We start from the raw sequence: 17,915 nt of genomic DNA on the forward strand, positions 1-17,915 counted from the left end.
ATGGAGTTAATTATCATAAGTGGCCGCTCCGGTTCTGGAAAGTCGGTTGCTTTACGCGTTGTAGAAGATTTAGGTTATTATTGCGTAGATAACATACCAGTAAACCTACTCCCCTCTTTAGTGCGAAGTGTGTCGGACACCTACGATAAAATAGCTGTTAGTATCGATGTGCGTAACATCCCAAAAGAACAAGATGAATTTAATGATATCTTTGAATACCTTCCAGGTTTTGCAAATCCCACTTTATTTTATCTAGATAGTGACGATCAAACCCTGATCAAACGCTTTTCTGAAACACGCCGGTTGCACCCGCTTTCTATTGACTCGTTACCACTTGATTTAGCTATACAAAAAGAAAAACAATTGCTAGATGTATTGGTAACCCGTGCTGACTTTATGCTCGATACAAGCGACTTGAGTGTTCACCAATTAGCGGAGTCTATCCGTGAGAAAATTCTCGGTAAAAAAGATAAGCAACTTATTGTAACCTTTGAGTCATTTGGTTTTAAACACGGTATCCCTAAAGAGGCTGACTATGTATTTGACGCTCGTTTTTTGCCAAATCCGCATTGGGAGCCAGAGCTTAAGCCTTTAAATGGCTTAGACCAACCGGTTAAAGATTATTTAGCGAGCCACAGCATAGTACAAAAATTCACTTGGCAAATTCAAACATTTGTACAAACATGGCTACCACACCTAGAGCGTAATAATCGTAGTTACTTAACAATTGCCATTGGCTGTACTGGCGGGCAACACCGTTCGGTGTATTTAGCTCAAACAATTGGTGAGAGCTTTGCGATGACGCACCCTAATGTAAAAATTAGACACCGTGAACAAGAAAATAATACAGCCAAATAATCACCTGTTCAGCTTACATAGAGTAGATTATGCATTGTGAAGACACTTTTTTAATAAAAAACAAACTTGGCTTACACGCTAGAGCTGCGACAGTGCTTGCACAGTTAGCCGTGCAGTTTGATGCCACCATTACACTGTTTCAAGATGATAAAGAAGCAGCTGGCGATAGCGTACTTGCATTAATGCTACTAGAAAGCAGCCAAGGTAAAGAAGTTAAAGTAGTGTGTGAAGGCCCTGATTCTGAGCAAGCCTTACATGCTGTTGGGCAGTTAATTGCACAACGGTTTAATGAACAAGAATAATTAAGCTTAACTTTTAGTAATAAAAAATTTTACCCGGTTAAGCTTATAAATAAGGTTAGTGCGCCTGTACACTTACCGCCTCCCCTAAGTAATATAAAAATTTGTAAAGGACGCCAATGCCTGAAGCTTTTGAACAAGATTACCCACTTCAACAATTAAAACAGGTGACCAAGTCACTTAATAGTGGTCAATTTGTTCAAGTTAGGCGCATGCTTGCAAAAACAGCTCCTTGTGACACTGCACTATTATTAGAATCATCACCCCATAAAATCCGTCGTTTACTTTGGCAATTAGTTGACCCTGATGTGCAAGGTGATGTTCTTGAAGAACTCTCTGAAGATGTACGTTTAGGCATTATTGCTCAAATGGAGCCTAAGCACATAGCCGCCGCCACTGAAGACATGGGGCATGATGATTTAGGTGAAGTGCTACGAAGCCTGCCTGACACCGTTTATAAAGACGTTGTTAGCGCAATGGATATTCAAGACAGGGAACGAGCAACTCAAGCCCTATCATATCAAGAGCGCTCCGCTGGCGCGTTGATGAACACCGATACGGTAACCATTCGCCCTGATGTTACTCTTGATGTAGTGCTCCGTTATATAAGACTCAGAGGCGAGCTCCCTGAAGGCACTGATGACTTATATGTAGTCGATAAACATAACTGTTTTTTAGGTGCATTATCACTCAGTACCTTACTAACTAACCCACCAGAAAAAATCGTTCTTGATTTAATGGACGAAGATTGTGAATCAATTCCAATCTCTATGGATGAAAGTGAAGTTGCACAGCTTTTTGAGCGTCATAACTGGATATCTGCACCGGTAGTTGATGATAACGCACACCTGTTAGGCCGTGTCACCATTGATGACATTGTTGATGTAATACGCGAAGACGCTGAGCATAGCCTTTTGAGCTTAGCGGGTCTTGATGACGAAGAAGATACCTTTGCACCCGTTTTAAAAAGCTCAAAAAAACGCTCAGTTTGGTTAGGTGTAAACTTATTGACCGCTCTTGCAGCAGCCTTTGTAGCAAGCTTTTTTGAAGGTACTTTAGATGTATTGCCTATTTTGGCGGTGCTAAACGGTATTGTGCCTTCTATGGGGGGCGTTGCTGGCAGCCAATCTTTAACACTTGTTATTCGTGGTATTGCTGTAGGTCATATAAATCAAACAAACCAACGCTTCTTAATGATGAAGGAGCTTGCCATTGGCGCGTTAAACGGTATTTTGTGGTCTCTTTTAATTGCTGGTGTTATAGCACTTTGGCAGTGGGATTTTATGCTTGGTGGCGTACTCGCTTTCGCTATGTTTATGAACTTAGTCGTCGCGGGCGTGGCGGGTGCAAGTATTCCTATTATATTGAAAAAGATGAATATTGACCCCGCATTGGCAGGCAGTGTTGTGCTTACTACCGTAACTGATATTGTTGGTATTTTTGCCTTTTTAGGCACAGCGACTTGGTTGCTGATATAAGTTAAAACCGTTTGATAAAAGTGATTTGAATAAGCACTCTCATGGCAGCTAATAACAAACCTAAAAAATCCCTCAAACATAAAGGGCTTTCAACACTAAAGAGTGTGTTGGTATATGGTTTTATATTTATCATAATTTATACAGCTATCAATTGGTGGCGACAACCTGTGATGCCAGCTAACCCGCAATTGCAGTTAATAGACTATCAAGATAAGTCCATAAACCTAGGTAAAATTAGCCAAAGTAAACCAACGCTTATTTATTTTTGGGGTACTTGGTGCCCTATTTGTAGTATTACCTCTGAAGCTATAAACGAGCTTGCAAAAGACACTCATTACTCGATAGTGACCATTGCAATAAAGTCGGGATCGGATCAAGATCTTCATCGCTATCTCATTGAAAACAACTACACCTTTACAACAATAAATGATCGAAATGGTGAGATATTTGCCGATTGGCAAGGACAAGTAACGCCTTCCTACATAATCTTAAAAGATAGTAAAATGACGCAAGGGCTTACAGGCATTCAGCCTTTATGGTCGCTTAAATTACGCTTATGGTTATCTGAAGCTTTTTAGCAAAAAACTCTTTATTGCCCATACTAATGTGTCAATAAAGAGCTTTTAAATTTTAGGCTTGCGTGGCTATTACCTTACTCGCTGACGATTACCACCCACTTTTGGTTTTGTATTCGCCTTTTTAAATTGGCTAAAACCGGTATGGCGCGTTAAAGCTGGGCGACCTTTAGCGCCTTTACCTGCTTTTTCATCTCGGCCTTCTTCTGGTACTAAGCAATTAGGGCCTTTACCTATTAAGTTAGCTTTACCCATTTTACGCAGTGCTTCACGGATCATAGGCCAACCAGATGCATCATGATAGCGCAAAATCGCTTTATGCAATCGACGTTGGCGAGCCCCTTTAGGAACAGGCACCACCTCAGCGTTATTTTTGATGTTGCGAAGCGAGTTCATTTCAGTGTGATAGATAGTCGTCGCATTTGCCATTGGTGAAGGGTAAAAGTTTTGCACTTGGTCTAGCTTAAAGTCATTCGTTTTAAGCCACAAAGCCATATTTACCATGTCTTCGTCTTTTGTCCCTGGGTGAGCAGATATAAAGTACGGTATTAAATACTGTTTTTTACCAGCTTCTTTTGAGTACTTATCAAATAATTCTTTAAATTGATCGTATGCGCCCATGCCTGGCTTCATCATTTTAGACAAAGGGCCGTCTTCAGTGTGCTCTGGTGCAATTTTTAAATAGCCGCCAACATGATGTGTTACTAATTCTTTAACGTATCGAGGATCGCGCACAGCTAAGTCATAACGTACACCCGAGGCAATTAATATTTTTTTAATACCTTTCACTTCACGGGCTTTTTTATACAAATCGATTGTTGGTGTGTGGTCGGTATCCATGTGTTTACAAATATCGGGATAAACACACGATAAACGACGGCACGTACTCTCTGCTTTTTTACTCGTGCATCGTAGTTTATACATGTTAGCAGTAGGGCCACCTAAATCAGAAATAACCCCAGTAAAGCCTGGCACTTTATCTCTAATTTGTTCAATTTCTTCAATTATTGATTCTTGCGAGCGACTTTGAATAATTCGTCCTTCGTGCTCTGTAATTGAACAGAACGAACAACCACCAAAGCAGCCACGCATAATATTAACCGACGTTTTAATCATGTCGTAAGCTGGTATTTTAGCATCACCATAACTTGGGTGCGGAATACGCTGGTACGGCAAGCCAAATACATCATCCATTTCATGTGTTTCAAGCGGATAAGCAGGCGGATTTACCCAAATAGAGCGATCTCCATGGCGCTGAAAAAGCGCACGGGCACAACCAGGGTTTGTTTCTTGATGCAAAATACGTGATGCATGAGCGTATAGAGGTTTATTAACACTTACTTGCTCAAATGCAGGGAGTTTTACGTATGTTTTTTCCCACGGTTTAGGGCGAGCAGGTTGAATAGTTATAGGCTTTGCAGCTTCAGCTTTTAAATCAATACCTGCTTGTTTAAATTCTGACTTACTACAGCCAACATCATCAGCACCGTATGGATTAGGAATCGGATCTATTTTACCTATTTTATCAATCGCGGTTGAATCACTACCACGCCAACCAGGTAAAGGCTCTTTACGAATAACAGCAGTACCACGGATATCTTGAATTGTATCCATTGTTTCACCTGCTGCAATTCTATGTGCAACTTCAACTAATGGACGTTCAGCATTTCCGTAAATAAGTATGTCGGCTTTGGAATCAAATAAAATACTACGGCGTACTTTTTCTTGCCAATAGTCGTAATGAGCAATACGGCGTAAGCTTGCTTCAATACCACCAATAACAATAGGCACACCTTTGTAAGCCTCTCGTAAGCGCTGTGAGTAAATCATTACAGCTCGGTCTGGGCGTTTTCCACCTACATTTCCGGGGGTGTAAGCATCATCATGGCGCATGCGTTTTTCAGCCGTATAACGATTGATCATCGAGTCCATATTACCGGCAGTTACACCAAAAAATAAATTAGGTTTACCAAGCCCCATAAAGGCATCTTTAGAATTCCAGTCTGGTTGAGCAATAATACCAACTCTAAAGCCTTGTGCTTCAAGGACTCGGCCTATTACAGCCATACCAAAACTAGGGTGATCGACATATGCATCGCCACTGATGATTATTACGTCACAGCTGTCCCAGCCAAGTGCATCCATTTCTTCGCGTGATGTTGGTAAAAATGGTGCGGTGCCATAACACTCAGCCCAGTATTTTGGGTAAGAGAATAAGGCGCGCTTAGCTTTGAGTGTGCTCATAAATGTGGCCGTAGAATAACAAAAGGCGCGAATTATACATCATAGCATTGTGTATTTATACAATATTAAAAGTATCCACGCCTTTAATTATAAATCATTAATTCATTTAAGTTTTATTATCTCGTTTGTTTATAAATTCGATTAGTTCGTGCTCTGGCATGGGTTTAGCGTACATAAACCCTTGAACCTCATCACAACCTAGATCCTTTAAAAATTGGGCCTGTTGCTGTGTTTCAACGCCTTCAGCAATGGTTTTCAAACCTAACTTAGCACCTAATGAAATAACTAACGATGCTATAGCACCAGTGTCTTTATCAGGTAAGTCTTTAATAAATGCTCTATCTATTTTAAGTCTATCCAATGGTAAACTTTGTATATAGCTTAATGATGAAAAACCAGTACCAAAATCATCAATGGCCACTTCTATCCCCAGCTCTTTAAGCTCTCTTAATGTATTTACAACCGTATCAAGTTCGTCCATTACGACGCTTTCCGTCACTTCTAACTCAATATTTTTAGGTTTAACATCGTACTTTTCTAGGGTTGCTTTTACATTTTGAGCGTAACCTTTAACTTTAAATTGAGGTACAGATACGTTAACTGCAATGCCAATTTCTTCACCCATTTTTTCTAGGCGTTTTTGCTGTTGGCAAGCCTGCTCAAGCACCCACTGACCTATATCTACAATTAGTCCAGCATCCTCAGCTAACGGTACAAATACAGCGGGTGATATATAAGTCCCATTCTCGCTTGGCCACCTTAGCAAAGCCTCACACCCTATTAATGACAAGTCATCTAGTGATAATTGTGGCTGATACCATACCTCTAATTTGTTACGTGAAAAATCATGCCTTAATTGTCTTATAATACCTAAACGCCAAGCCATTTTATCTTGCATCTCAATGGTGTAGTACACACCCTCCTTGTGCTTTAATTTTTTAGCTTGGTTTAAGGCAATATACGCCACTTTAAGAGTATCAATGCCAGTACTTTGAAAGTCTTGTTGTTCACAAAGTGCTATTCTAAAATCAATTGGTAATACATTATCTTCCGCGTGAAATGGTTTACTCAAATATTCATTTAGCGCTTTTAAATCAAATTCATCTCGCCTAACAAGAAACCCAAAAACATCAGCACCAATACGCGATAACTCTTTAGCCGTCGGGTAACTTTCTTTTAGACGCTGAACAATCCCTATTAAAAGCTTATTGCCAACTTCTTGTCCAAGCCCATTATTGATATCTGCAAAATTTACAACATCAATTAATACAAAAACATAGTCATTTACATGAGGGTTTTGAAAGTGTGCTACGCGTTCTATAAAATTTGTTCTATTAGAAATTCCAGTAAGTACATCTTTATAAGCCGCATCCCTTAGCTTTACAAAAAGCCTTACATTATCAAGTGCGACACTTACATTGGTTAGAAATATTTCGGCAAACTGAAGCTGTTCATCAGTGGGGATGTTGTCACATTCAATATATAAAGCGGCTTTTCTGTGTTTGCTTTTTAATAAAAAAGTCGCTGTGGAGTCAGTATAATGATGCTCAGATAGATTAAAACACTGCTCGACTTGAGAAAAAATGTCATGATTGATTGTAGAGAGCTTTTCACCAAAGCAGCTATGGTATGCGCCATTACCCCCTAAGACCTGAATAAAATCATCACCATCTAGCTTGCTACACACTAACCCTTGCGCTTCACATTGCAAAATAATGCCCATGTGATCAACAATCTCTTTGCAAAGTTGCTTTATATCCGTCAGCCCTAAAATAGATTTAGACGCAGAAACAATTGTATTCATTGCATAGCTTTGATACTCAAGCTTGCACACCTGCTCGTACGAACGAACAGCCGTGATCAAGGCCGTTACTAATTTTGAACGTGTAAGCTCAGTTTTAGTTTTGTAGTCATTTATATCATACTCACGTATTACTTTTTCTTCAGGTATATTGCCAGCCTGCCCTGTTCTTAAAATGATTCTGACATGTTGATTATTAAGTTCTTCACGTACTTTTTTTACTACCTGTAAACCTGCGTCGTCAGTTTCCATGATAACGTCTAAAAGTATTAAGCAAATGCTATCGTTATTGGCCAATACTTCCATGGCCTCAGCGCCAGAGTAAGCGTCATGAAACCTTAAGCCTGCTCCACCGTATTCAAAGCCTGATAAAGCAAGTTTTGTTACTGAATGAATTTCTGGCTCGTCATCAACAATTAAAATGTCCCAAAACTTAGACTGCTCAGCGACTTCTTCATCTTCATAGTCTTGATCTAAAAATAAAAAGTCATTTTGTTCTGACGACATCTGAACTCCTACGTAATAACAAAAAATTATTTTGGTTTCTATCCTAATTCATACTATAGTCGATTAATAAAAAGTTGTTGTATTTCAACTCAAAAAACTCATTAAGGTGTGCTTATTAAACCATTAAAAATGCTTATACAGAGCGTACTATTGTTGTCGTTAGTATTGGTACTTATTGGCCTTATACTTCCACAGCACTATAGCGTGAGCAAAACAGTAAAGATAAATGCAGCTCAGGAAGTAGTAAAACCACTGATTACCGACTTTAGCCAATGGTACAAATGGTCTCCTTGGGAGAAAGTAGACTCAAGTATTGAGTTTAATATAGGCGAGCCATCCTCTGGTGTTGGTGCCCATCAGTCATGGCAAGGTAAATGGGGCTATGGCGAAATGACCATTACCGCTGTAAGCGATAATAAGATAGATTTTAATATTTTATTAAATGCTGAGCACATAATCACAGGTACTTTTACATTTATCGAACAAAACAATACCGTTACTTTAACCTGCATCATTGAGGGCCAAACCACAGCGCCTTTGATATCTGGCTACACTGCAATTTTAAGTGAGTATGTACTGAAAAACACAGTATCTCTAGGATTAAATAACCTACAAACCATTGCTCAGCTTAGTAATCCAAAAAGAGTAGAAAAAAGCCATGACAGTCAAAACAGCCCAAGCGAGAATTAATCTTGCCAATATCATTGAATCCTTGCTTGGTTACCCAATAACTAAAGTTGGTTCAAATGGCGTACTTTCTTCAAGTAGTGAAAATTATGGCCCTAAAGGGGATGTAAAGCCGCTTTATCATATCAACAGTGACAACTCGATTTTAGCGCGGGCGCAAAAACGTAAAGATTTACTATTAATAAAGCAGCAGCAAAATATAGAAGCGATTTTAGCTAAGGCGATGGGGTTTTGCCCTGATGTAGCCAGTAATAAGCAACCTGATGCCGATTGGATTGAGCATTTTATAGCGCTTTGCGAAGACACTTCAAATCAATCAATGCAAACGCTTTGGGCAAAAATTCTAACGGGTGAAACTTTAAACCCTGGCACATTTTCAATAAAAAGCTTACAAACCTTAAAGCACATGACCCAACGTGAAGCTGATGCCCTACAAAAGTGTGTATCGCTTTGTGCATACAATGAAAAAGACGATAGCCACTTCATTCTACTGGGTTTTTATAAAAAACCATCGCTATTCGATTTACTGCGTAAAGGTAATAAAGTATCGCTAAACTTAGGGAAAACAGGCATTAGTTTCCCTGAGATATTAACACTTATGGATCTTAATTTACTCTATAGAAAAGAAATTGAATCGGCGGTTTTAAAATCAGGACAAGAACTAACATTCTCATTTTTATCACAAAAAGTGACATTGAAAGCAAAAAGTAGTGACTTGGTTTTAAGCTATTATAAATTTACTCAAACAGGCGATGAGCTATCAAAGTTAATTAATTACCCAGTTAATAAAGTGTATAAGCAACTGATTAACACTGCACTTGAAGGAGAGTTTGATTTAACGTGGCATGTTAATAAATAACACACCACGCTGTAAGCTCACTAATTAAAAGTGAACCTGAATACCCGCAAATGGGCCTGATGCATCAATATCAGTTGTAATATCATCAACATCATCAAGTTCTAATATCATAGAACGGTAGCCAGCTTTAATCGCTACATCTACTGCTAGGTTATCAATAAGCTCATACGCTACACCTACTTGATAATCTTGTACTTTACTATCGTCGATAGCCAAAAAGCTACCTTCAAAAAATACGCTTAAGCCCGTAAATGGTAAGCCTGCTTCAGCACGGCCGTAAGCAAGAGGAACAAAGCCCGAAAAATCTTTAGTTTCTGTAAAATTAGTACCACCTTCTTGAGTAGTACCATTTACCACAATATCACCGTCAAACTGCTTAGCATTTAAACCTAAATCGATTGATACTAAATCGTTATCAAAAATCTCGTAATAAAGAATGTAGTCAATGTGTGTTAAGTCACTAACGGTATTGACCGTAGTACCAACGACATAATCAGAACCATTAAAGCTAAAGGTATCTGAAAGCACAGCTGAACCATTAAGTTCAAGTTCTGTATACTTTAGCTTAATATTTGGAACTAGTGGCACTGGGTGCTCAAGAGCTGCGTAGTAACTTACAAAAGTTTCATCTTCAAAGTTAAAATCTTGAGATGCATTATTTTTGTAAGAAAACTGTCCGTCATTATCCGTTTTCCAACCATCTACACCTACGTATAGACCTAATAAAGTGTCAGCTTGCGCTGCAGGTGCTAAACATGCCATTGAAAGGGCTGCTGCTAAACAATACTTTTTCATTTTTTATCCTTGAGCTAGTAGTTCGCTAAGTTCGATTAAAGCCGCATTGGCTCTAGAAATATAATTTGCCATAACTAAAGAGTGGTTAGCTACGTAGCCAAAACCATTCCCGTTTAAAATTATTGGGCTCCACACGGTTTCTTGAGTTGCCTCAAGCTCACGTATAATTTGCTGTAAGCTAACACGTGCATTTTTCTTTTCAAGCACATCAGCAAAGTCGTACTCTACCGCCTGTAAAAAGTGTAAAAGTGCCCATGTAGCACCACGTGACTCGTAAAATACATCATCAATGTCCCACCACGATGTTCTTACTTGTTGCTGAAGAGGGCTATAAGTTGCCTGCTTATTTGAAGAGTTACCGGCTAAATCTGTATTTACTTTATCTTGCCCTACACTTGCACTCAAACGCTGGCTTAAACTACCTAAACGCTTTTCAGCTTCTTTCAACCAACTACGTAGGTTGTCTGCGCGCGCATAAAACTGGCTATCACGCTCATGCTGATTCGCAATTTGTGCACGATAAACTCGTAAGTAATCAATTCCTTTTTGGTATTCACCTTCAGCACTTGGCCACGCCCATGCTTCAGAGCTAATGTTAAATTGCGGCTGCGCCTTTTTAAGTGCTTCGTGCTCGGTTGATTGCGACTGCGAACGGCTAAAATCTTTGCGCATTGAAAGCGCTAAATCTCGCACCATTTCAAGTGCACCATATTCCCACGCTGGCATATCATCCATTATTACACTTGGCGGCATTACATCATTTGATAGATAGCCACCTGGCTTTTCAAGTAATGTGCTCGCTACTGTTATTAACGTTGTTGTGGTGGTGTAGCCAGTTACCATTGTTTCATTTTTAAGGGCTGCTTGCTCTTTAGCATTGCTCACCACATCAAAACGTGCAGGCTCGGTACTCCAATAAACCGCAATGGCGTAAAATATAATAAGCAGTACAACAAGTGCACCTACTATTTTTCCTTTATGTTGCGACATTTATCCTCCTAGTGATGAGCGTGATGTTTAGATGGTTTTGTCGGCGCGGCTTGCGCCTCAAGAGATACCACTTGAGCATTAGTAAACAAGCGGTTACCGTCATTAAAATATAGCGTGAGTTTACGTTCTTGCCCTACTTTTAATGGCTCTTTTGGATCAAACACCATTAAATGATAACCCCCAGGCTGAAAGCTTACGCTCTCGTGGGCTTTAATTGTCACCAATTTAACCTGTTGCATCTTCATCATGCCGTTAACATGTGAATGTTTGTGTATTTCTACTCGTCCTAAACCATCAAGTGTTGCTTTGGTTAATGTTGCCGGCGTACCACTGTGGTTAATTATTGTTAGGTAGCCCACGCTTGAGTTACTTGCAGGTAAAAACGTCCTTACTTGTGCATTAGTGACTTCAAGTTTGGCCACGTCAGCGTCATGATCATGCCCTGCGTGCGCCGCCAATGATGACGAAAAAAAACTAAATACTAATGCAGAAGCCATCGAAAAACACAGTCTCGCCATCATTCTAATCCTTGTGAAAACATTAAATTACACGCTAAATTTAACATAGTTAACTTGTAATAGTCAGTTAAATTAAGGATTAAGAGGCCACTTTTTTGTTATCAATAACAAGCCAACACAGAACTGCAACAAATAATAACGGCCACGCAATCATTAATGATCCAAATAAAAGTGCTAAAACGGTTCCTACTAATGCCACTATTCCCGCACCCACTAAGCCCATTGTTACTAGGGCAACTACAGCTACAACAGTAATGATTGCAGCTAAAGCGCCCACCAACTCAAGCCCTGCCCAACTAATGTCGGCAATCCATAACGGCAATTGCCAAGAATCAACATGTATAAACGCTATAAAATCGGTAAACAATAATAAATAGAAAAGTACACATATCGCTATGGCTTTCATGGTCTTCCCCCTTAATATGCTTTATCTTCAAGGCAACAATGCGCAATAAAGTATCCCAGCGCTACTGCAAACGGAAAGCTCAAAAACAATAAAATTGCTACTAAACGAGTTGCCCATACCGGAAAATCTAACCTATGTGCTAAACCGCTACACACACCAGATAATTTTTTATTTAACGTATCTTTATACCAACCACGTTGGCGATTAAAACTATTCATCATATTCCCCTTAAGCCGTGTGTTTTAAGTCATTTTTTTTACTTGCTTTAAGCTGAGCTAATTCAGCGTCAATTTTCTCGTTTTTAGCAAGTGCTTCTATTTGCGTGGCTGTTGTACTTGCTGTATCGGATAGCTCATATGCTTCAACTTGTGCTTCAATACTCTCTACTCGTTGCTCTACTTGCTCAAACCTAGATAGTGCGTTAGCTACTTTTTCGCTTTGCAAAGTAGTACTTATTTTTTCTCTAGCAATGGCAACATCGTGGCGCTTAATTAATTGCGTTTGCTTAGTTTTAGCCTGCGCAATTTTTTGTTGAAGTCGTTCGCAATCAGCTGTAATTTTTATAATCGACTCTTTTAACGCTTCAAGTGCAGCTTGCTTACTAGCAATAACATCTATTACACGCTGTTTTTCGATGAGAGCCGACTTTGCAAGATCGTCACGATCCTTCTCAATAGCTAACTCTGCTTTAGTTTGCCAATTGTTAAGTTCAGTATTTTTATTTTCGATTTGACGTTTAAGTATTTTTTCCTCACAAAGTAAAGAAGCAGCTGTGCTTCGGCACTCATTAAGCGCATCTTGCATCTCTGTAAGCATTAGGTTTAATAGTTTTTCTGGGTCTTGTGCTTTATCAAGCATGGCAACAATATTTGATTGAATTACATCATTTACGCGGTTAAATATGCTCATTGTATTCTCCTGTTGATTTTTAATTAATTACAGCAAGAGGATTCCAATAGTTGTGCCAACTTCACAAAACTTTATACAAAGCATTAAATTTCAATTAGTTAAATATTAAAGTTTAAATTATTTAGTGACTTCAAGCTGAACAACTTAAAGTGTAATTAGCCAATAAATTAGTGTTTTGACTAATATTTAGGATCAAAAAAGCCACTCGAAAGTGGCTTAATAAGTAAGGTGTGGCTTAGGTTTACTCTGGCACAAAACTCAGCGCTTTATCCATTACCGATAAATCAGCTTGTTTGCCGTGACCATTTTCAGAAAGGTGACGTCGAAAACCTCGCGCCCCTGGTTGCCCCTGAAAAATCCCTAACATATGGCGTGCAACGTGCCAAAAGTTAGCACCCTCAGACATTTCCCCTTCAATGTAGTCATACATAGAGCGAACTACATCATGACGTGATTGCGTATTGGCAACCTCGCCGTAAATTTTTTCATCCACTTCATTAAGCATAAAAGGATTGCTATACGCTTCGCGACCGATCATTACGCCATCTATATGCAGTAAATGCTCAAGGCTCTGCTCAATTGTTTTTACGCCACCATTAATGCTTAAATCAAGCTGTGGATAGTCTTTTTTCAATTGATAAACACGCGGGTAATCAAGAGGTGGAACTTCACGGTTTTCTTTAGGGCTTAAACCATTGAGCCATGCTTTACGAGCGTGAATAATGAAATCATCACAACCTACTTTATGAGAAGCTTCTATTAATGCACATAAAAACTCATACGAGTCTTGCTCATCAATACCAATACGCGTTTTTACAGTCACAGGAATATTTACTTCACTTTTCATTGCAGCAACGCACTCTGCAACAAGTCCAGGCTCTGCCATTAAACATGCACCAAAACGACCGTTTTGAACCCTGTCTGATGGGCAACCTACGTTTAAATTTATTTCGTCATAACCACGTTCACCGGCAAGCTTTGCACATTGAGCAAGTGCTTTAGGATCGGAGCCTCCTAACTGCAGCGCAACAGGGCCTTCGTGCTTATTAAAATGCAGGTAATCACCACGACCAAACAAAATAGCCCCTGTGGTAATCATTTCTGTATATAAAACCGTGTGCTTAGTCATTTTACGATGGAAAGTACGACAATGGCGATCAGTCCAATCAAGCATTGGGGCTACAGAAAAGCGTCTGTTCAAAGTTCGTTTATCCAAAGTATATTCATCCAAAGTAAAACCCTAAAGGGCGTAAAAAGCGAGGCTATATAAAGGCGCTGCATTTTACACAAAAGCCTAATAAGCATCAATGCTAAGAGAAGACCTGTAAGCCAAAGTAGTGCGCTATGCCATTTAAAATATTGGTAACGGCAACAGAGCTTAAAATAAGCCCCATAATTCTACTTATTATACTTGCACCACTGTCACCAATTAATTTATGTACATGTGTGGCAAGCAGTAACAAAACCAGCACAACCGCTAAAACAGCAAGCATCATCGAAGACGTTAGCAACTGCTCAACCCAGGTATATTCTTCATTACGAGTCATTAAAACGGCGCCTAACATGGCTCCTGGGCTTGCAATAGAAGGGATCGCAAGTGGAAATATGGCTGTTTCCATACTATCACGTACACTCTTTATCTCGGTTTCAGGCTTACTTTCACCAAATATCATCGATAGAGCAAAAATAAGTAGCACAATGCCTCCTGCTATTTGAAAAGCAGAAAGTGGAATTTCTATTGCATTTAATAACTGCTCACCAGCTAATACGAAAAACATTAATACTAATGCCGATACACCTACCGCTTTAAATATTACTTTTCGCTTAAACTTATCGTCTTCCCCCCGTGTAACTGCGATAAATACAGGTACAGTGCCTATGGGGTCGATTACAGCAAAAAAGAAAATAAATATCGCTAATAATTCATGCATTACTAGATTTCCTAGATAAAAAGCGTTCAATAAAAACACTGCAAGTACAACACAGTATGTTAGTATATCACGGTAGCGTAAGGATAAGAGTAATGATGAATATAGAATCACTTGTAAGTAAAGCAAAGCAAGTTTGTGATAACCGTGGTGCGCGTTTTACGCCAATCCGCGAAAAAGTATTTCGCCTGTTAGCCAGCGCCCAAGGTGGTGTAGGCGCATATGATTTACTAGAGCAATTAAAAATAACAGAAACAGGTGCTAAGCCTGCAACTATTTACCGTGCTTTAGACTTCTTGGCTGAACTTGGTTTCATTCATAAAATAGAAAGCACAAATGCATTTATGTTGTGCCATCATTTTGATCATATTCACCCTGTACAATTATTAATCTGCGATACTTGTGGCTTTGTTAAAGAGCTTCACTCTGGTGTTATTTCACATGAGCTTAGCAACCTAGCCGCTGAAAGTGGCTTTGTTGTATCTGGCCAAACTATAGAAGCACACGGTAAATGTGAGTCTTGCAGAGCATCGTAACCCCCAAAGTAATCCTTAGTGGCTATACTCATATTATATAGTCACTTTAAAGCCCCAAATAAAGAGTAACCACTATGAATGTAGAGTTCATCAATCCTTTTTTATCATCTTTAATCAATGTGTTAAGCACTATGGCTCAAACTCAATTGAAGCCTGGCAGACCTCGAATTAAAACCGATGAGATAGCGTGTGGCGACGTCTCTGGCCTTATTGGCATGGTAGGCCCACAAACTCGTGGTTCATTTTCAATCACGTTTGATGAGGAGCTTGCATTAACCATTATGGAACGTATGCTTGGTGAACGCCCAGACATAATAGATGAAGAAGTTACCGATATGGTGGGTGAAATAACCAATATGGTAACCGGTGGCGCTAAAAACTTATTAGGCGAAAAAGGCTTCGACTTTGATATGGCAACCCCTGTTGTTGTATCTGGCAAAGGCCATACTATTACTCATAAAAGCCAAGGCAAAAAAATTATTATGCCATTTAGCAGTGATGCTGGTAACGCCAATATTGAAGTTAGCTTCGACAAACTATGAGCTGGCAACAAAAGCTAATCATATTAAAGCCTCGCTCTAGAGGTTTTCATTTAATTGACGATGAAATACTCGCCCAATTAAATGAGCTTGCTGATTATAAAGTAGGTTTGCTGCATTTATTTATTCAACACACTTCAGCTAGCCTTACCATAAACGAAAATGCCGATCCTACTGTACGTATGGATATGGAAAGTCATTTCAATAAATTTGTACCTGAGCGTCAACCATACTACCGCCACGATTACGAAGGCGACGACGATATGCCTGCCCACATAAAAACCAGCACACTTGGCTGTGAGTTAAGCATTCCTATTTCCAATGGATATTTAGCATTAGGCACTTGGCAGGGTATTTATTTAGGCGAGCACCGCGATGCTGGCGGCGCAAGGCGTATTATAGCAACCATTCAGGGGGAGTTGTTTTAGTAAACGTTTTACCGCTTAAAAGCATTACCCACTACTTCACTCCTGCTATACAATCTCAAAGTTATACCAGCCTGCTTATATATTGAATCTATTTTACGTTAAGGTAGTCACGCTATAACTAAACAAAAATCTTTGTATCTAGCTGTTCTAAATAAATATTTTTAACGACGTTGATGCTATAGCGCAATTTCATTCGTTAAATTGATCAAAGACTTATGCAGGTTGGTATTAAAGCTCTTTTGAAGGCAAAGATCCTGCTCATGCGTGAAGCGATGGCTTTTAATAACCAAAAGTTAATGCTGGGTATTACGTATAAAGTAAGTAGCTAAAAAGGTTTTAAGTTATAACTTTATTTATGATTTTTAATACAAAAAACTTTGAAAGGATGTAAAAATATTGGAGCGGTACACGAGGCTCGAACTCGTGACCTCGACCTTGGCAAGGTCGCGCTCTACCAACTGAGCTAGTACCGCATTGTGACTTCTTTAGTAATTTTACGTTGGTGCGCGACGGGTCGCGTTCAACATTCTAGCAACTGAGCTAGTACCGCATTATACTATTATTCAACACTGCAATTTCTTTTGGTTAGAAATTGGAGCGGTACACGAGGCTCGAACTCGTGACCTCGACCTTGGCAAGGTCGCGCTCTACCAACTGAGCTAGTACCGCATTTTGACTTCTTTAGTTATTTTATGTTGGTGCGCGACGGGTCGCGTTCAACATTCTAGCAACTGAGCTAGTACCGCATTACATTTTTATTCACACTGCAATTTCTTTTGGTTAGAAATTGGAGCGGTACACGAGGCTCGAACTCGTGACCTCGACCTTGGCAAGGTCGCGCTCTACCAACTGAGCTAGTACCGCATTTACTGATGGTAATTTAACCACTTAAACACACCAACCCCGCGTGGGTTATCGTCTTAAGCGGGGCAGGATTCTACAATAATACGGGGTGTTTGCAAGTGTTTTTTACAAATTAAAGAATTTTTCTCTATAGACCTTTAATTCCATAATCGAATCTTTAATGTCATCAAGTGCAAGGTGTGACCCTTTTTTATTCACCTGAGCTAAAACTTCAGGCTTCCAACGACGGGCTAATTCTTTAATGGTACTTACATCTAAGTTGCGGTAATGAAAAAAGTCCTCAAGCTCGCGCATGTACTTATTCATAAAGCGTCTGTCTTGGCCTATCGAGTTACCGCACATTGGCGATGCCCCTGCTGGCACCCACTGCTTTAAAAAGTCTAGTGTTTGCTCTACAGCATACGCTTCATCAAAAGTACTCGCTTTACAGCGCGCTGTTAATCCTGATTTACCGTGCTGTGTAGTACACCACTCATCCATACCATTAAGTAATTCATCGCTTTGATGAATAGCAATAGTTGGCCCTTCGGCTAATATATTCAGGTCGGCGTCAGTGACAACAGTCGCAATTTCAAGTATTTTGTCGCTCGCAGGTTCAAGTCCGGTCATTTCCAGATCGAGCCAAATTAAATTTGATTTATTAATAGTCATAATTACCTTAAACGGTGCTTTTCTTTAGATCCAACGCATTTCG

Annotated in this window: 20 protein-coding genes and 3 tRNA genes; 9 read left to right on the forward strand and 14 right to left on the reverse strand. The window is 39.5% G+C overall.

The features are described 5' to 3' along the window. The 4 genes from rapZ (at window position 1) to J8L73_RS04295 (ending at window position 3,213) form a co-directional block, all read left to right on the forward strand. The gene (rapZ, locus tag J8L73_RS04280) at window positions 1-858 is read left to right on the forward strand and encodes an RNase adapter RapZ (protein ID WP_211014997.1); all 858 of its coding nucleotides are present in this window, start codon (window positions 1-3) and stop codon (window positions 856-858) included. A 29-nt stretch (window positions 859-887) separates the two neighbouring features. Continuing rightward, window positions 888-1,160 (forward strand): HPr family phosphocarrier protein, encoded by a 273-nt coding sequence (locus J8L73_RS04285; RefSeq protein ID WP_058546972.1) that lies wholly within the window; start codon window positions 888-890, stop codon window positions 1,158-1,160. Between the two features lie 116 nt (window positions 1,161-1,276). Continuing rightward, window positions 1,277-2,635 carry a magnesium transporter gene (gene mgtE, locus J8L73_RS04290; RefSeq protein WP_210998946.1) on the forward strand — a complete coding sequence of 453 codons (1,359 nt, stop codon included), beginning with the start codon at window positions 1,277-1,279 and terminating at the stop codon, window positions 2,633-2,635. 41 nt (window positions 2,636-2,676) lie between these two features. Then, complete coding sequence (locus J8L73_RS04295) at window positions 2,677-3,213, forward strand: protein disulfide oxidoreductase (protein ID WP_211014999.1); 537 nt, start codon at window positions 2,677-2,679, stop codon at window positions 3,211-3,213. A 69-nt stretch (window positions 3,214-3,282) separates the two neighbouring features. Here the strand turns inward: J8L73_RS04295 and J8L73_RS04300 are convergent, their stop codons facing one another. Beyond that, a complete protein-coding gene (locus tag J8L73_RS04300) occupies window positions 3,283-5,454 on the reverse strand; it encodes a YgiQ family radical SAM protein (protein WP_211015001.1) in 2,172 nt (723 codons plus the stop codon). 106 nt (window positions 5,455-5,560) lie between these two features. Continuing rightward, window positions 5,561-7,762: an EAL domain-containing protein gene (locus J8L73_RS04305; protein WP_211015003.1), complete on the reverse strand. Its 2,202-nt coding sequence runs from the start codon at window positions 7,760-7,762 to the stop codon at window positions 5,561-5,563. Between the two features lie 108 nt (window positions 7,763-7,870). Here J8L73_RS04305 and J8L73_RS04310 point away from each other — a divergent pair, with 108 nt between their 5' ends. Then, entirely contained in the window at window positions 7,871-8,452 is a 582-nt protein-coding gene (locus tag J8L73_RS04310) for an SRPBCC family protein (RefSeq protein ID WP_211015005.1), read from the forward strand. Next, on the forward strand, window positions 8,421-9,308 hold the full coding sequence (locus tag J8L73_RS04315) for a TIGR03899 family protein (RefSeq protein WP_211015007.1): 888 nt from the start codon (window positions 8,421-8,423) through the stop codon (window positions 9,306-9,308). The genes J8L73_RS04310 and J8L73_RS04315 overlap by 32 nt, the downstream gene beginning before the upstream one ends. A 24-nt stretch (window positions 9,309-9,332) precedes the next feature. Here the strand turns inward: J8L73_RS04315 and J8L73_RS04320 are convergent, their stop codons facing one another. The 8 genes from J8L73_RS04320 to J8L73_RS04355 all read right to left on the reverse strand — a co-directional run bounded on the left by J8L73_RS04320 (window position 9,333) and on the right by J8L73_RS04355 (window position 14,857). Continuing rightward, window positions 9,333-10,103: a TIGR04219 family outer membrane beta-barrel protein gene (locus tag J8L73_RS04320; protein ID WP_210998940.1), complete on the reverse strand. Its 771-nt coding sequence runs from the start codon at window positions 10,101-10,103 to the stop codon at window positions 9,333-9,335. A gap of 3 nt (window positions 10,104-10,106) precedes the next feature. Beyond that, window positions 10,107-11,093, reverse strand: coding sequence for a DUF2333 family protein (locus J8L73_RS04325; RefSeq protein ID WP_211015009.1), 987 nt, complete (start codon window positions 11,091-11,093; stop codon window positions 10,107-10,109). An 8-nt stretch (window positions 11,094-11,101) separates the two neighbouring features. Beyond that, entirely contained in the window at window positions 11,102-11,614 is a 513-nt protein-coding gene (locus J8L73_RS04330; protein WP_211015011.1) for a copper chaperone PCu(A)C, read from the reverse strand. A 76-nt stretch (window positions 11,615-11,690) separates the two neighbouring features. After that, window positions 11,691-12,017 (reverse strand): hypothetical protein, encoded by a 327-nt coding sequence (locus tag J8L73_RS04335; RefSeq protein ID WP_211015013.1) that lies wholly within the window; start codon window positions 12,015-12,017, stop codon window positions 11,691-11,693. Window positions 12,018-12,028: 11 nt separating this feature from the next. Beyond that, window positions 12,029-12,235, reverse strand: a complete 207-nt coding sequence (locus J8L73_RS04340) for a PspC domain-containing protein (RefSeq protein ID WP_210999339.1) — start codon at window positions 12,233-12,235, stop codon at window positions 12,029-12,031. Between the two features lie 10 nt (window positions 12,236-12,245). Beyond that, the gene (locus tag J8L73_RS04345; RefSeq protein ID WP_211015015.1) at window positions 12,246-12,926 is read right to left on the reverse strand and encodes a PspA/IM30 family protein; all 681 of its coding nucleotides are present in this window, start codon (window positions 12,924-12,926) and stop codon (window positions 12,246-12,248) included. Window positions 12,927-13,167: 241 nt separating this feature from the next. Beyond that, complete coding sequence (dusA, locus tag J8L73_RS04350) at window positions 13,168-14,100, reverse strand: tRNA dihydrouridine(20/20a) synthase DusA (RefSeq protein WP_247659574.1); 933 nt, start codon at window positions 14,098-14,100, stop codon at window positions 13,168-13,170. Between the two features lie 136 nt (window positions 14,101-14,236). Next, window positions 14,237-14,857 (reverse strand): MarC family protein, encoded by a 621-nt coding sequence (locus tag J8L73_RS04355; RefSeq protein WP_210998935.1) that lies wholly within the window; start codon window positions 14,855-14,857, stop codon window positions 14,237-14,239. 95 nt (window positions 14,858-14,952) lie between these two features. On the opposite strand from J8L73_RS04355, the gene J8L73_RS04360 reads away from it, so the two are divergent. From J8L73_RS04360 to J8L73_RS04370, 3 genes are all read left to right on the forward strand, one after another. Next, window positions 14,953-15,390, forward strand: a complete 438-nt coding sequence (locus J8L73_RS04360; protein WP_210999338.1) for a transcriptional repressor — start codon at window positions 14,953-14,955, stop codon at window positions 15,388-15,390. Between the two features lie 74 nt (window positions 15,391-15,464). After that, on the forward strand, window positions 15,465-15,932 hold the full coding sequence (locus J8L73_RS04365; RefSeq protein ID WP_210998934.1) for a chemotaxis protein CheX: 468 nt from the start codon (window positions 15,465-15,467) through the stop codon (window positions 15,930-15,932). Continuing rightward, window positions 15,929-16,357: a secondary thiamine-phosphate synthase enzyme YjbQ gene (locus J8L73_RS04370; RefSeq protein WP_211015019.1), complete on the forward strand. Its 429-nt coding sequence runs from the start codon at window positions 15,929-15,931 to the stop codon at window positions 16,355-16,357. The genes J8L73_RS04365 and J8L73_RS04370 overlap by 4 nt, the downstream gene beginning before the upstream one ends. Before the next feature lie 397 nt (window positions 16,358-16,754). Here the strand turns inward: J8L73_RS04370 and J8L73_RS04375 are convergent. From J8L73_RS04375 to orn, 4 genes are all read right to left on the reverse strand, one after another. Further along, window positions 16,755-16,830 (reverse strand) — tRNA-Gly (locus J8L73_RS04375). 120 nt (window positions 16,831-16,950) lie between these two features. After that, window positions 16,951-17,026: transfer RNA gene (locus J8L73_RS04380), tRNA-Gly, on the reverse strand. 119 nt (window positions 17,027-17,145) lie between these two features. Next, window positions 17,146-17,221: transfer RNA gene (locus J8L73_RS04385), tRNA-Gly, on the reverse strand. 105 nt (window positions 17,222-17,326) lie between these two features. Further along, window positions 17,327-17,872: an oligoribonuclease gene (gene orn / locus J8L73_RS04390; RefSeq protein ID WP_058546957.1), complete on the reverse strand. Its 546-nt coding sequence runs from the start codon at window positions 17,870-17,872 to the stop codon at window positions 17,327-17,329. Between the last annotated feature and the right edge of the window lie 43 nt (window positions 17,873-17,915).

It is taken from the genome of Pseudoalteromonas sp. MMG006 (assembly GCF_018101025.1).
Classification (GTDB): domain Bacteria; phylum Pseudomonadota; class Gammaproteobacteria; order Enterobacterales; family Alteromonadaceae; genus Pseudoalteromonas.